The sequence below is a fragment of the Streptomyces sp. CB01881 genome (assembly GCF_002953255.1).
Classification (GTDB): Bacteria; Actinomycetota; Actinomycetes; order Streptomycetales; family Streptomycetaceae; genus Kitasatospora.
The window spans coordinates 5400593-5414462 of sequence record NZ_CP026498.1; the positions used below are offsets into that span (position 1 = coordinate 5400593).

Below are 13870 nucleotides of genomic sequence, written 5' to 3' on the forward strand. Positions count from 1 at the left end.
CGTGCTCGGCCGGCTGTTCCCCGAGCCGATATCAGCGCCGCACGGACGCCAGACCAGCGTTCCGCGCCCGCTGGACCACCGGGCCGATGGCCTCGGCGAGCGCGGTCACGTCCTCCCGCACCGAGGTGTGACCGAGCGAGAACCGCAGCGAGGCGCGGGCCAGCAGCGGGTCGACGCCCATCGCCAGCAGGACGTGGCTGGGCTGCGGGACGCCGGCCGAGCAGGCGGAGCCGGTGGAGCACTCGATGCCCTGGGCGTCGAGCAGCATCAGCAGGGCGTCGCCCTCGCAGCCGGGGAAGGAGAAGTGCGCGTTGGCGGGCAGCCGGCCCTCGGCCGCCGGGTCGCCGTTGAGGACGGCGTCGGGGACGACGGCCAGCACCGAGGCGACCAGTTCGTCGCGGAGCGCGCCCAGCACGGCCGCGTGCTCGGCCCGCCGCTCGACCGCCAGGGCCGCGGCGGCGGCGAAGCCCGCGGCGGCGGGGGCGTCCAGGGTGCCGGAGCGGACGTCGCGCTCCTGGCCGCCGCCGTGCAGCAGCGGGACGGGCCTGGCGCCGCGGGAGAGCAGCAGGGCGCCGATGCCGAAGGGGCCGCCGATCTTGTGGCCGGTGACGGTGAGCGCGGTGAGCCCCGACTCGGCGAACGCGACCGGGACCTGACCGAGCGCCTGGACTGCGTCGGCGTGCATCGGGATGCCGTACTCGGCCGCCACGGCGGCGAGTTCGACGACGGGCTGGACGGTGCCGACCTCGTTGTTGGCCCACATCACGGTGACCAGGGCGACGGACGAGGGGTCCCGTTCGATCGCCTCCCGCAGGGCCGCCGGGTGCACCCGGCCGAGCCCGTCCACCGGGAGGTACTCGACGGTGGCGCCCTCGTGCTCGGAGAGCCAGTGCACGGCGTCCAGCACCGCGTGATGCTCGACGGGGCTGCTGAGCACCCTGGTCCGGGCCGGGTCGGCGTCGCGGCGGGCCCAGTACAGGCCCTTGACCGCGAGGTTGTCGGACTCGGTACCGCCGCCGGTGAGGACGATCTCGCTGGGCCGGGCGCCCAGGGACTCGGCGAGCGACTCCCGGGCCTCCTCGACGACGCGGCGGGCCCGGCGGCCGGAGGCGTGCAGGGAGGAGGCGTTGCCGACGACCCCCAGGTGCGCCGACATCGCGGCGATCGCCTCGGGCAGCATCGGCGTGGTCGCCGCATGGTCCAGGTATGGCATAACCATCCGATTGTAGAGGGCCGCCCGCCACCGCCACGGCCACCGGCGCAATCCGGCCACCCTGGCGCACGGGACCGGGCACCGGCCGCGCACGGGACCGGAACACGGGACCGGGCACCAGCCGCCCACGGGACCGCACCGGTGGCACCGTCCCGCCCGCCGGACGCCCGCGTCCGGGCCCGGTTTGGCCGCCCGCCGGGGCCAGCGGTTAGCCTGACGACCCACCGCAAGAGGCCGTACGGGACAGGACTGGGGGCGGGATGTCGCAGTCGGTCGATCGCGCGCTGACCATTCTCGGCTCCCTCGGCGACGGCCCGGTGACCCTCGAACAGGCCGCGAACAGCATCGGCGTGCACAAGTCCACGGCGCTGCGCCTGCTGCGCACCCTGGAGGAGCACGGCTTCGTCCACCGCCTGGACGACCGGCGCTACCGGCTCGGCGGCCGGCTGCTGTCGCTCGCCCACCGGGCGCTGGAGGAGATCGACGTGCGGCGGATCGCGGCGCCCTACCTGGCCGCGCTCAACCGCCGCTTCGGGGTGACCGTCCAGCTGGCCGTGCTCCAGGACGACGAAGTGCTCTACCTGGACGAGCTGGCCGGCCGCTGGCACCCGGGGGCCGGCCGTCCGTCCCGGATCGGGCGGCGGGCCTCGACGACCGGCACCGCGATCGGCCGGGTGCTGCTGGCCGGACTGCCCGAGGACGGCACCCGCGAGGACGACCTGCCGGCCGAACTGGCCAGGGTCCGCCGCCAGGGCTGGGCGGCCGAGTCGGCCGAGCACCGGGAGCCGGTGGCCTGCGTGGCCGCGCCGGTCGCCGGCAGCGCGGGCCGGCCGGTGGCCGCGTGCGCGGTGAGCGCCCCGACGTACGAGATGGCCCCGTTCGAGCTGGTCCGGCTGCTGCCGGAGCTGCTCTGCACGGCCGAGGCGATCTCCCTGGCGTACGGGGGCTCGCCTACTCCTCGCTGGTGCGAGAACCGTTGCGGTGCCAGGCCCGCGGGGCACGCCAGCCGTACTTGAGGGCGAGCATCCGCAGCACGAAGGCGGTCAGCGCGGCGGCCGTGCCGGTGGCCGCGGTGAGCCGGTCGAGGCCGATCAGCACCACCACCAGCGCGGAGCCGACCAGGGCCGGGACGGCGTAGATCTCCCGGTCCCAGCGGAGCAGTGAGGGGATCTCGCCGGCGAGCACGTCGCGCATCACGCCGCCGCCGGCCGCCGTCACCATGCCGAGCGCGATGGCCGCCACCGCGCCGAGGCCGTAGTCGTGCGCCTTGGCCGTTCCGGTGACGCAGAAGAGGCCGAGTCCGAGGGCGTCGAGGGTCTGCACCGCGCGGTTGATCCGTTCGACCTCGGGGTGCAGGAAGAACACCACCAGGCCGGCCACGAGCGGGGTGACGAAGTACCCGAGGTTGGTGAAGGCGGCCACCGGCGTGGCCCCGATGACGAGGTCGCGCATCACCCCGCCGCCGAGGGCGGTGACCTCCGCCAGCACACAGATCCCGAAGATGTCCATGTTCTTGCGGACGGCGAGCAGGCCCCCGGAGAGGGCGAAGACGAAGATGCCGATCAGGTCCAGCGACTGCTGGACGTCGGAGGGGAAGATCTGCGAGGTCACCGCACAACTATGGACCCGCGGAACCTTCCCCTCCGATTCGGCTCAACCCGGCCGCCTCACGCCGGGGCGGGGGCCTTGCCCCCTCGACACCGTTCTCAGGGCCCTGCTAGTCGTTCCCCTCGCTCCGCTCGGGGAAGTGGCAGGCCACCTGGTGCCCGGTCTTGAGCGCGGCCAGCGGCGGCTCCTGTGTGGCGCAGATCTCCTGCGCCTTCCAGCAGCGGGTGCGGAACCGGCAGCCGGACGGCGGGTTGATCGGGGACGGCACGTCGCCCTTGAGCAGGATGCGCTCGCGGCGCTGCCTGCGGCGCGGGTCGGGCACCGGCACGGCCGACATCAGCGCGTTGGTGTACGGGTGCATCGGGCTCGCGTAGAGGGAGTCCCGGTCGGCGATCTCGACCACCTTGCCGAGGTACATCACGGCGACCCGGTCGGAGACGTGCCGGACCACGGAGAGGTCGTGCGCGATGATCAGGTAGGTCAGGCCCAGCTCGCGCTGGAGGTCGTCCAGCAGGTTGACCACCTGCGCCTGGATGGAGACGTCGAGCGCGGAGACCGGCTCGTCCGCGACGACCATCTTGGGCCGCAGGGCGAGCGCCCGGGCGATGCCGATGCGCTGGCGCTGGCCGCCGGAGAACTCGTGCGGGTACCGGTTGTAGTGCTCGGGGCTGAGCCCGCACAGCTCCAGCAGCTCCTGGACGGCCTTCTTGACCCCGCCGGCCGGCTCGGCCTTCTGCAGCTTGAACGGCGCGCCGACGATGGTGCCGACGGTGTGCCGGGGGTTCAGCGAGGAGTACGGGTCCTGGAAGATCATCTGGATGTCGCGGCGCAGCGGCCGCATCGCCCCGGTGCCCAGGTGGGTGATGTCGGTGCCCTCGAACTCGATCTTCCCGCCGGTGGGTTCGTCGAGCCGGGTGACCAGACGGCCCATGGTCGACTTGCCGCAGCCGGACTCGCCGACCACGCCGAGGGTCTCCCCCGCGTTGACGGTGAAGTCGATGCCGTCGACGGCCCGCACCGCACCGGTCCGGCGGCGCAGCAGCCCGCCGTGGATCGGGAAGTGCCGCGTCAGTCCGGTCACCCGGAGCAGCGGCTCGCGGTCGGGAGCGGGCGAGGGCGCCGGCACCTTCTTCAAGGGCTCGGGGGCTGCCGCCTGAGTGTCCGTCATCGGTTCTCTCCAGAAAGGTGGTACGAGGCCGGGCTCACAGCCGGGGCGCGATCTCTTCGGTGAAGATGCGGTGCCGGTCGGCGGTGGCGAGGTGGCAGGCCGCGTGGTGCCCGGGTGCCGCCTCGGTCAGGACGGGGGTCTCGCTGGTGGAGCGGCCCCCGGTCTGCCCGGCGTACGGGCAGCGCGGGTGGAAGGCGCAGCCGCTGGGCACGTTGATCAGGCTGGGCGGGGTGCCCTTGACCGGGACGAGCCGTTCCTGGAGCTCGCGGTCGAGGCGTGGCATCGAGCCCAGCAGGCCCCAGGTGTAGGGGTGTTCGGGCGCGTCGAAGAGGGCGTCGGCGGGTCCGCGCTCGACGCACTTGCCGCCGTACATGACCAGGATGTCGTCGGCGATCTCGGCGACCACCCCGAGGTCGTGGGTGATGATGATGACGGCCGAGCCGAACTCCTGCTGGAGGTCGCGGATGAGGTCCAGGATCTGCGCCTGGACGGTGACGTCCAGGGCGGTGGTGGGCTCGTCGGCGATCAGCAGCGAGGGGTCGTTGACCAGGGCCATGGCGATCATGGCGCGCTGGCGCATGCCGCCGGAGAACTGGTGCGGGTAGTCGTCGACGCGGCGGTCGGGCTGCGGGATGCCGACCCGGTCGAGCATCTCGACCGCGCGGGCCCGGGCCTGCTTCTTGGTGGCCTGCGGGTGGTGGACCCGGTAGGCCTCGACGATCTGCGCCCCGACCGTGTAGTAGGGGTGCATCGCGGTCAGCGGGTCCTGGAAGATCATCGCCATCTCGCGGCCGCGCAGCTGCCGGACCCGCTCGGGGCCGGCCGCGATCAGGTCCTCGCCGTCGAGGCGGATCTCGCCGCTGATCCGGGCCCGCTTGGAGCGGTGCAGGCCCATGATGCCCAGCGAGGTGACGGACTTCCCGGAGCCGGACTCGCCGACGATGCCGAGGGTCCTGCCCTTGTGCAGGTCGAAGCTGACCCCGTCGACCGAGCGGACCAGGCCGTCGTCGGTGTCGAAGTGGATCCGCAGGTCCCGGACGGAGAGGAAGGCGTCCCCGGTCGGGGCGGCCACGGGCGCCGGGTTCTTCTGGAGCTCGGTCACGACAGCCTCACCCGGGGGTCGACAGCGGCGTACAAGAGGTCAACCACGAGGTTGCAGAGGACGATGAAGAAGGCTGCGAGCAGGGTGACGCCGAGGATCTTCGGCAGGTCGTTGTCGGCGATCGCGGAGACCGCGAAGGCGCCGACGCCCTGGAGCGAGAAGACCTGCTCGGTGATGAGCGCACCGCCGAGCAGCAGGCCGAGGTCCATGCCGAAGATGGTGACGACCGGGGTGAGCGCGGAGCGCAGTCCGTGCCTGACGACGACCTTGCGCTCGGCCAGGCCCTTGGCCCGGGCGGTGCGGATGTAGTCCTCGCTCATCGTCTCCAGCATTCCGGCGCGGGTGAGCCGGGCGTAGAGCGCGGAGTAGAGGAAGGCCAGCGAGATCCAGGGGAGGATCAGGTTGCGGGCCCACATCAGCGGGTCGTCGGTGAAGTTGACGTACTGCAGGTTGTCCAGGATCGGCCACTCGTAGCTGAAGAGCGTGAGCAGCAGCGCGCCGGTGAAGAAGACCGGCAGCGAGACGCCGGCGAGGGCGACGCCCATGGAGAGGCGGTCGAAGATCGAGCGCGGCTTGAGCGCCGAGATGACGCCGGTGGTGACGCCGGAGACCAGCCAGAGCACCGCGGCGCCGATGGCCAGCGAGAGCGTGATCGGGATGCGCTTGGTCAGCTCGGGCCAGACCTCAAGGTGGTTCTTGAAGGAGTAGCCGAAGCAGGGAACGTGGCAGGTGGCCGCGTCCGGGCCGAACTTGTACTCGGCCCCGGTGACCAGCGCCTTCAGGAAGCGCCCGTACTGGACGTAGATCGGCTGGTCGAACCCGAGGTTCTTCTTGATCGCCGCGATCGCCTCGGGGGACGGGTTCTTCCCGATGTACTGCGTGGCCAGCTGGTCGGTGGTCTCGCCGGCCATGCGCGGCAGCAGGAAGAAGATCGCGAAGGTGACCGCGCTGACCACCAGCAGCAGCACCACGGCCGCGAGCGTCCTGCGGAGGATGTAGGCAAACACAGTAGGGCGGCTCCGGCGGCCCGCCGCCGTCCGGGATCTTCCGGACGGCGGCGGGCGCCGCTGCCTTCACCTGCCTTCAGGGATGCGGAGCCAGGCTCTTACTTGGTCGTACCGATGTTCAGGTAGTCGTACTCACCCGAGAAGGCCGAGGTGGAAACGACGTTGGTGGCGGTGTCCGAGCGGTACAGGAACACCTTGAAGTAGGTCAGCGGGACGTAGACCGCGCTCTCCATGACCTTCTTGTCGATCTCCGCGTAGATCTTCTCGCGGGCGGCCTTGTCGGTGTTGACCGCGGCGTCGTCGAGCAGCTTGTTGATCGCCGGGTCGTTCAGCGAGGCCAGGTTGTTGTTACCGGCCTCCTTGATGGCGCGGCCGTCGACGATCTGCTGCAGGAAGCCGTAGCCGGTCGGCCAGTCGGCGCCCCACTGCATCATCATCAGGCCGATGTTCTTCTCCTTGTTCTTCGCCGGCACGCCGACGTTGTCGGAGAGGTACTTGCCCTGCGGGAACTGCTGGATCTCGGCGTTGATGCCGATCTTCTTCAGCGCGGCCTGGATCGAGGTCGCGGCGGCGATCTCGGTGGCGCGCTCGGTGCGGGCGGACAGGACGGTGGAGAAGCCCTCCGGCTTGCCGCAGGCCTTCAGGGCCTCCTTGGCCTTGGCCTCGTCGCCCTTGTTGTCCTTGGTCTCGTACAGGTTGATGTCCTGGTGACCCGGGATGTCGGCCGGGAGCACCGAGTTGGCGATCTGGCCGCGGATCGGGCCGCCGATCGCGGTCTGCACCGAGACCTTGTCGATCGCGTACTGGACGGCCTTGCGGCAGTCGACGTTGTCGAACGGCGCGACGTGGCTGTCGATCGCGGTGTAGACCAGGCGGCCGCCGTAGGCGTTGTCGGTCTTGGCCTTGAGCTTCGGGTTCTGCAGGATCTGTGCCTGGGTCTGCGGGTCGACGCCGCCGCCGACGAGGTCCACCTGGGCGTTGCCGGCCAGCAGGTCCTTGTCGATGGTGGACTGCTCGATGTTCATCTTGAGCAGGATCTTGTCCGCGAGCTGCTTGCGGATCGGGTCGCTCTTCGCGTCCCAGTTGGTGTTCGGCACCAGCGTGAGCTGCTTGCCGTCCTCGTAGGACTCGAACTTGTAGGAGCCCGAGGCGAGCGGGTGCTTGACGTAGTCGGCGCCCTTGTCCTTGTCCTTCGGGACCGGGACGGTCTGCGGGGCGGAGACCAGGTAGTCGAAGTCCGCGAAGGCGTGCTTCAGGTGGAAGACGATGGTCAGGTCGTCCGGGGTCTCGATCGACTTCAGGTCGCCGGCCGCGTCCTTGTACGGACCCTCGTACGGGGTCGGGTTGTCGACCAGCAGCTCCTTGAAGTACGTCGGACCGTTGGAGAACACGTCCGGCGCCCAGTTGGAGCGCTCCACCGCGTACTTGACGTCCTTGGACGTGATCGCGCTGCCGTCCTCGTACTTGAGGCCCGCGCGCAGCTTGTACGTCCAGGTCAGGCCGTCCGCACTCGGCTGGCCCATCGACTCGGCGAGGTCCGGGACCAGCTTGTTGCCCTCGTCGCCGGGGCCCGGGGCGAAGGTGGTCAGCGGACGCCCGTACAGGCGCGAGAAGTTGTAGATGTACGCGTAGTACGTGTTGCCGGGGTCGAGCGAGTCCGGCGTGCCCTTCATCTCGTAGGTGACCGTCCCGCCCTTCTTGTCCGAGGCGTTGACGATGCCCTTGGTGGCCGCGTCGGCGCCGCCGGAGGAGGCGGCGGAGGACGAGTTGCTGTCCCCGCTCTTGGAGGAGCTGGACGAGCAGCCGGTGACGACCAGGACAGTGGCGGCAGCCACTGCGGTCAGCGCGACGGTACGGGACCTACGCATGGTGGGATCAACCCCTTGAGGAGTGGTGGCGTATCGGAGGGTCCTGACGAGAGGTCAGTTGCTCTTGGGATCGAGGGCGTCACGCAGCCCGTCGCCGAGCAGGTTGAAGGCGAGCACCGTGAGGAAGATCGCCATACCGGGGACCACCATGTACTGGGGGTCCACCTGGTAGTACTTGATCGCGTCGTTGAGCATCCCGCCCCAGGAGGCCTGCGGGGCCTGGATGCCGACGCCGAGGAAGCTGAGGCCGGCCTCGAAGAGGATGTTGGTCGGGATCAGCAGGGTCGAGTAGACCAGGATCGGACCGACCAGGTTGGGCAGCAGCTCCTTGAACAGGATGAACGGCCCGCGGGCGCCCAGGCTGCGGGCGGCGTAGACGAACTCGCGCTCGCGCAGCGAGAGGGTCTGGCCGCGCACGATCCGGCCCATGTAGGGCCAGTTGAAGAAGCCGATCACGAAGATCAGCACCATGATGTGCAGCGGGAGGCCGTGCAGGCCGAACGCGCCGCCCTGGAGCGAGGCGGAGATCGCGATGGCGAAGAGCAGCAGCGGGAAGGCGAGGAACACGTCCATCACCCGGCTGATCAGGTTGTCCACCCAGCCGCCGTAGTAGCCGGCCATCACGCCGAGCACGGTGCCGATGGTGTTGGAGAGCAGGGTCGCCCCGAAGGCGACGAGCAGCGAGACCCAGGAGCCCTCGATGACGCGGGCGAGCAGGTCGCGGCCCTGCAGCGGGTCGACGCCGAGCGGGTGGTCCATGCTCATGCCGCCCCAGTCCCCGAACGGCAGGCCGCCGAGGTTGGCGTCCAGGAGGTCCTGGTTGAGCGCATCGGGATCCAGGCCGAAGACCGACTCGATCGGCTTGGCCAGCACGGCGAGCAGGATCAGCAGGATCACCACGACGCCGCCGGCGACGGCGGCCTTGTCCCGCTTGAAACGGGTCCAGGCGATCTGGCCGAGCGAGCGGCCCTCGATCTTCTTGGCCGGGCTCGCGGCGGCGTCTGCCTCCGGTGCGTTTCCGGCGGTCTTGATGGGTGCGGTCATGGTCAGTTCGGTCCCCTCGCCGACGGTGGCCGGCCCACGGGTGCCGGTCGCCGGGATCGGCGGGACGGCTGGTGCGGACGTGCGGAGGTGCGGACGTACGGAGGTACAGGGCGGTGTTCGCAGCGGTACGACGTGCGGTACTGCGTGCTCGGGTACTGCCGCCACGCGGGATGGGCATCGCGTGGATCAAGCGGTCCGCCTGCGCGTTCGCCTTTGTGGGGCGCCAACCACGCGCGGTGCGTTTGCAGAACTCTCTGCCATCCGAACTGGCTTGCGCCAGCCCTGACAACCGACAGATGCCCAACTGTGATCTGTCGACATGCGCCTCTCGATCTTCGGCATACCGCTCTTCACACAGCTGTAACAGCCATGTCAAGATGTCTGCCAGCACGAACGGGAACTTCGTCCGGAAAACGCCGAAACCGGTCCGACGGATCGTCAAACCGGTTTCTTTGCTCGGCCTTTACCGCGTCAGCGGGTGGGGTAGCCGGGCCAGGGCTGCTGCGGCGGCTGGCCCTGCCAGCCCGGGGCGGGCGGCTGGGTGCCGTAGCCGTACCCCGGCCCCGCCTGCGAGGCGTAGGGCGGCGGGGGCGCCGGCGGGTACACCGTGGCCGGCGGCCGGCCCTGGGCGCCCGCCTCGCGGTCGTAGAACGGCCGTGCGTTGGCCCGCATCCAGAGCGCCACCGGGTCGTACTCGTCGCCCATCGCCACCGTGGAGACGGCCAGACCCTCCGGCGCGACCGCGATCGCCCGCTGCATCAGCGCCCGGACGGCCTCCACCGCGGGCGGTGAACTCTCGTACAACTCAAGACCGATGGCCAGGTACGGTTCGCCCACGGAGGGCTGCACCCAGGCCCGGCGGAGCGCCTTGACCGCCCGCACCTCGCCCGCCTGGTGCTCCAGCAGCGCGAAGAACTGCTGGGCGGGCACCTGCGGTTCACTCAGCTTCAGCGGCCCGGCCGGCAGCCGGTCCAGGCCGGCCGCGATCCGCCGCAGGTCCGCCCAGGGCACGCCGACCCCGCCGCCGGGGGCGTGCGGGTTGAGCCAGAGGCCCCAGCGGGTCCGGTAGAGCGAGGCGGCGATCTCGCGCCCCGAGATCACCTCGTGCGCCCGCGCCCAGCCGGATGCCGCCAGCTGCTCGGGCGAGGTGACCGCCGGCGCGTAGCCGTGGCCGCTGATCTCCATGTTCCCGTACTGGGCGTCCGGGCTTCCCGGCGTCCCGTGCCAGAGCAGCATCAGCACCTGCCCGTCGGCCAGGGCGTGCAGCAGCGCCTCGTACGCCTCCCAGCGCTCCGGCGCGACCTCGCGCAGGGCGTGTTCCAGCGCTCTCGGATCCGCGCCGGGGCGCCCGGCGGGTGCCTGGCCCCAGGGCCCCGGTACACCGCCCGCTACCGCTCCCGCACTCATGCGCCCACCTCGCTGCGCCTCTTCTTTCCCTCACCTGCCGCCGGCCCGACGGGTGTCTGCACGCACCCTATGGGGCGCCACCGACCACCGCCACGCCGACGTGCCTGCCTTGGGCCCCTCCTACCCGTTCGCGGGCCGCCCGACGGCGGGCGGGGAGGGGCACGTCGCTTCCGCGCCGGGTCACATCCGTGCGTAGAACGGCTGGACCCGGTTGAGCAACCACTCGACCACGGGGTCCTCCGCGAGGTCGAGCAGTACGAGGTGGACGCCGCCGGGCAGCGGCGCGGTTCCCAGCGCCCGGCCCAGCGCCTCGTTCACGGCGGCCGGGTCGGCCGGGGCCAGCCGGTCCAGCTGGACGCCGACGAACATCACGGTGGGCTCGCCCTCGACACTGGCCAGCGCCCGCCGGGCGGTGAGCACCCCGGGCAGCGCCGACAGTTCACCGCGGCACGCGGCCAGGAAGGCCTCCGGGTCCTCGCCCGGCACCGGCTCGCGCAGCGCCACCCGGCCGCCGGACGGCGCCTCCGCGACCTCCCAGCGGTCCTCCCGCGGCCCGCGCCGCAGCTCGGCCACGCCCTGCGGCGGCACCGGGATGCCGACCGCCGCCTCCGGGTTCACCGCGATGCCCACGCCCAGCGGCAGCCCGCGGGCGAACTCCCAGACCGGTGCGATCGCGAACGCCATCCCCGGCGCCTGCTGGAGGAACACCTCCTGCGAGGAGAAGACCGGCACGTACGGCTCCCCGCCCAGCTCCACGGTCGGCAGGTTCAGCGCCTGGCCCTGCGGGTCGGCCCCGGCCGGCAGCGGGATCCACACCTGGCTGCGGGCGAGCACCTCGAACACCCGCGGCGTGGCGCCCGGATCGCCGAGCGCGGCGGTGAGCACCTGCTCCAGCTCGTTGGCAGGCCATCCGCCGCCGGGCGGCACCGACTCCGGACCGCCCCACCCCTGCTGCTGCTCCACCGGGTACCCCATGCGCCCCTTGTACCGCCTCACTGGCTCGTCGACGCGTGCAGCCTAGCGGGCCGCCCGGGGCCCCTCTCCCGCGCGGGCGCCGGACGTGCCATGATGTCCGCGGCTCCGCGTTCTCGCCGGGCCGCCCCCTAACTCCATACCGGCCGCTCGAACCCGCGCGGGAGAGTCCGGAGTGCCGCCGACGGCGGCAGGACCGGCGCCGAAGGAGCAAGTCCTCCCCGGAATCTCTCAGGCACCCCTACCGCACGGATTAGGCACATCTGGAAAGCGGCGCACGGCCCGGTCGCGCGCCCACCCACGGTGCAAGCCGCCATGCTGTCCTGTTAGCTGTAAAGAGCTGCGGGCCCGCGTGCGGTGAAGCTCTCAGGTACGACGACAGATGGGGAGACCCAGCCGCCGCATGCCCGCGCGCAGGTCAGGTCCCTCTCCGAGCGGGACCGGTCCGGCGTGCGCACCCCTGAGTGCCCAGACCGAGGAGTTCCAGGCCATGTCGTCCCTCCGCCTTACCGCGCTCGACGCGCTGCACCGCAGCCTCGGCGCCACCATGACCGACTTCGCCGGCTGGGACATGCCGCTGCGTTACGGGAGCGAGCGCGAGGAGCACCTCGCCGTCCGCACCAAGGCCGGTCTCTTCGACCTCTCCCACATGGGCGAGATCACCGTCACCGGCCCGCAGGCCGGCGAGATGCTGGACCACGCGCTGGTCGGCTTCGTCTCCGCGCTCGGCGTGCTGCGTGCCCGCTACACCATGATCTGCGCCGAGGACGGCGGCATCCTGGACGACCTGATCGTCTACCGCCTGCGCGAGGACGCCTTCCTGGTCGTCGCCAACGCCTCCAACGCCCAGCTGGTGCTGGACGAGCTGATCGCCCGGGCCAAGGGCTACGACGCCGTCGTCACCGACGACCGCGACACCTACGCGCTGATCGCCGTCCAGGGCCCGGAGGCCACCGCGATCCTCGCCGCCACCACCGAGGCCGACCTGCCCGGCCTGAAGTACTACGCGATCCTCCCGGCCCAGGTGGCCGGCCGCGACGTGCTGCTCGCCCGCACCGGCTACACCGGCGAGGACGGCTTCGAGATCTTCTGCAACCCCGGCGACGCCGAGCAGATCTGGCAGGCGCTGACCGAGGCCGGCACCGACCGGGGCCTCGTCCCCTGCGGCCTCTCCTGCCGCGACACGCTGCGCCTGGAGGCCGGCATGCCGCTGTACGGGCACGAGCTCTCCACCGACCTGACCCCGTTCGACGCCGGTCTCGGCCGCGTCGTCCGCTTCGACAAGACCACCAACGAGGGTGCGTTCGTCGGCCGCAAGGCGCTGGAGAAGGCCGCCGCCGAGGCCGAGGCCAACCCGCCGCGGGTGCTGGTCGGCCTGGTCTCCGAGGGCAAGCGCGTGCCGCGCGCCGAGTACACCGTGGTCTCCGCCGACGGCGCCCCGATCGGCCGGATCACCTCCGGCGCGCCCTCCCCCACCCTGGGCAAGCCGATCGCGATCGCCTACGTGGACGCGGCGCACGCCGCCCCCGGCACCACCGTCGCGGTGGACGTCCGCGGCAAGCACGAGCCGGTCCAGGTCGTGGCGCTGCCCTTCTACAAGCGCGCCCGCTGACCCCTTCCCCGCGCTTCCCCCCTCCGCTTCCCCCGCCGAGGCGTGCCCGGCCGCCGGGCCGCTTCGTCGTACCCGCTTCCCATCCTGGAGAATGACGCCATGAGCAACCCCACGCACCTGCAGTACACCAAGGAGCACGAGTGGCTGACCGCCGCCGAGGACGGTGTCTCCACGGTCGGCATCACCGCCCACGCGGCCGACGCCCTCGGTGACATCGTCTACGTGCAGCTGCCCGAGGTCGGCGAGACCGTGACCGCGGGTGAGACCTGTGGCGAGCTGGAGTCCACCAAGTCGGTCAGCGACCTGTACTCGCCGGTGACCGGTGAGATCACCGAGGTCAACCAGGACGTCCTGGACGACAACTCCCTGGTCAACAGCGCCCCGTTCGAGGGCGGCTGGCTGTTCAAGGTGCGTGTCGAGTCGACCGACGAGCTGCTGAGCGCCGCCGAGTACGACGCCCTCACCAACCCGGCCTGAGCCACCCGGCAGGGCGGCCGCAGCGCTGCGGCCGCCCCGCCGCCGGCCGTCCCTCCCTCCCGTCGCCCGCCGCCACCCCCGCGGGGGCGCGCCACGCGCGGGACCTCCTTCTCTCCTCCCGGGAAGACCACACCATGACGGTTCTCAACCAGTCCCTGCACTCGCTCGACCCCGAGATCGCCGCCGCGGTCGACGCCGAGCTGCACCGCCAGCAGACCACCCTGGAAATGATCGCCTCCGAGAACTTCGCCCCGGTGGCGGTCATGGAGGCCCAGGGTGCTGACCAACAAGTACGCCGAGGGCTACCCCGGCCGCCGCTACTACGGCGGCTGCGAGCACGTCGACGTGGTCGAGCAGATCGCGATCGACCGGATCAAGGCCCTGCCCTGTTC

Annotated in this window: 12 protein-coding genes, 1 pseudogene and 1 riboswitch; of the genes and pseudogenes, 4 read left to right on the forward strand and 9 right to left on the reverse strand. The window is 71.5% G+C overall.

Annotated features, from left to right (window positions below):
* Window positions 1–31: 31 nt before the first annotated feature.
* Window positions 32–1213, reverse strand: a complete 1182-nt coding sequence (locus tag C2142_RS13380; RefSeq protein ID WP_148642842.1) for a cysteine desulfurase family protein — start codon at window positions 1211–1213, stop codon at window positions 32–34.
* 260 nt (window positions 1214–1473) lie between these two features.
* Here C2142_RS13380 and C2142_RS13385 point away from each other — a divergent pair, with 260 nt between their 5' ends.
* A complete protein-coding gene (locus C2142_RS13385; RefSeq protein ID WP_148642843.1) occupies window positions 1474–2229 on the forward strand; it encodes an IclR family transcriptional regulator in 756 nt (251 codons plus the stop codon).
* Here the strand turns inward: C2142_RS13385 and C2142_RS13390 are convergent.
* From C2142_RS13390 to C2142_RS13425, 8 genes are all read right to left on the reverse strand, one after another.
* Window positions 2165–2824: a trimeric intracellular cation channel family protein gene (locus tag C2142_RS13390; RefSeq protein ID WP_148642844.1), complete on the reverse strand. Its 660-nt coding sequence runs from the start codon at window positions 2822–2824 to the stop codon at window positions 2165–2167. The genes C2142_RS13385 and C2142_RS13390 overlap by 65 nt on opposite strands.
* A 106-nt stretch (window positions 2825–2930) precedes the next feature.
* The gene (locus C2142_RS13395; protein ID WP_148642845.1) at window positions 2931–3989 is read right to left on the reverse strand and encodes a dipeptide ABC transporter ATP-binding protein; all 1059 of its coding nucleotides are present in this window, start codon (window positions 3987–3989) and stop codon (window positions 2931–2933) included.
* 34 nt (window positions 3990–4023) lie between these two features.
* A complete protein-coding gene (locus C2142_RS13400) occupies window positions 4024–5091 on the reverse strand; it encodes an ABC transporter ATP-binding protein (RefSeq protein WP_148642846.1) in 1068 nt (355 codons plus the stop codon).
* Complete coding sequence (locus C2142_RS13405; protein WP_148642847.1) at window positions 5088–6098, reverse strand: ABC transporter permease; 1011 nt, start codon at window positions 6096–6098, stop codon at window positions 5088–5090. The genes C2142_RS13400 and C2142_RS13405 overlap by 4 nt, the downstream gene beginning before the upstream one ends.
* Before the next feature lie 98 nt (window positions 6099–6196).
* Complete coding sequence (locus C2142_RS13410; RefSeq protein WP_148642848.1) at window positions 6197–7966, reverse strand: ABC transporter substrate-binding protein; 1770 nt, start codon at window positions 7964–7966, stop codon at window positions 6197–6199.
* A 54-nt stretch (window positions 7967–8020) separates the two neighbouring features.
* Window positions 8021–9010: an ABC transporter permease gene (locus C2142_RS13415; RefSeq protein ID WP_148642849.1), complete on the reverse strand. Its 990-nt coding sequence runs from the start codon at window positions 9008–9010 to the stop codon at window positions 8021–8023.
* Between the two features lie 471 nt (window positions 9011–9481).
* Window positions 9482–10417: an enhanced serine sensitivity protein SseB C-terminal domain-containing protein gene (locus tag C2142_RS13420; RefSeq protein ID WP_148642850.1), complete on the reverse strand. Its 936-nt coding sequence runs from the start codon at window positions 10415–10417 to the stop codon at window positions 9482–9484.
* A 180-nt stretch (window positions 10418–10597) separates the two neighbouring features.
* Window positions 10598–11392, reverse strand: coding sequence for an enhanced serine sensitivity protein SseB (locus C2142_RS13425; RefSeq protein WP_148642851.1), 795 nt, complete (start codon window positions 11390–11392; stop codon window positions 10598–10600).
* 148 nt (window positions 11393–11540) lie between these two features.
* Window positions 11541–11646, forward strand: a riboswitch (glycine riboswitch).
* Between the two features lie 233 nt (window positions 11647–11879).
* On the opposite strand from C2142_RS13425, the gene gcvT reads away from it, so the two are divergent.
* The 3 genes and pseudogenes from gcvT to C2142_RS39760 all read left to right on the forward strand — a co-directional run.
* Window positions 11880–13001 (forward strand): glycine cleavage system aminomethyltransferase GcvT, encoded by a 1122-nt coding sequence (gcvT, locus tag C2142_RS13430; RefSeq protein ID WP_148642852.1) that lies wholly within the window; start codon window positions 11880–11882, stop codon window positions 12999–13001.
* 99 nt (window positions 13002–13100) lie between these two features.
* Window positions 13101–13478: a glycine cleavage system protein GcvH gene (gene gcvH, locus C2142_RS13435; protein WP_148642853.1), complete on the forward strand. Its 378-nt coding sequence runs from the start codon at window positions 13101–13103 to the stop codon at window positions 13476–13478.
* Window positions 13479–13612: 134 nt separating this feature from the next.
* Window positions 13613–13870: pseudogene (locus tag C2142_RS39760) on the forward strand (serine hydroxymethyltransferase); the annotation flags it as partial.

What these genes read in the sequence shown, in the direction of transcription:
- C2142_RS13380 (WP_148642842.1), bottom strand. Translation starts at nt 1,213, where the DNA reads ATGCCATACCTGGACCATGCGGCGACCACGCCGATGCTGCCCGAGGCG.
- C2142_RS13385 (WP_148642843.1), top strand. Translation starts at nt 1,474, where the DNA reads ATGTCGCAGTCGGTCGATCGCGCGCTGACCATTCTCGGCTCCCTCGGC.
- C2142_RS13395 (WP_148642845.1), bottom strand. Translation starts at nt 3,989, where the DNA reads ATGACGGACACTCAGGCGGCAGCCCCCGAGCCCTTGAAGAAGGTGCCG.
- C2142_RS13410 (WP_148642848.1), bottom strand. Translation starts at nt 7,966, where the DNA reads ATGCGTAGGTCCCGTACCGTCGCGCTGACCGCAGTGGCTGCCGCCACT.
- C2142_RS13415 (WP_148642849.1), bottom strand. Translation starts at nt 9,010, where the DNA reads ATGACCGCACCCATCAAGACCGCCGGAAACGCACCGGAGGCAGACGCC.
- C2142_RS13420 (WP_148642850.1), bottom strand. Translation starts at nt 10,417, where the DNA reads ATGAGTGCGGGAGCGGTAGCGGGCGGTGTACCGGGGCCCTGGGGCCAG.
- C2142_RS13425 (WP_148642851.1), bottom strand. Translation starts at nt 11,392, where the DNA reads ATGGGGTACCCGGTGGAGCAGCAGCAGGGGTGGGGCGGTCCGGAGTCG.
- gcvT (WP_148642852.1), top strand. Translation starts at nt 11,880, where the DNA reads ATGTCGTCCCTCCGCCTTACCGCGCTCGACGCGCTGCACCGCAGCCTC.
- gcvH (WP_148642853.1), top strand. Translation starts at nt 13,101, where the DNA reads ATGAGCAACCCCACGCACCTGCAGTACACCAAGGAGCACGAGTGGCTG.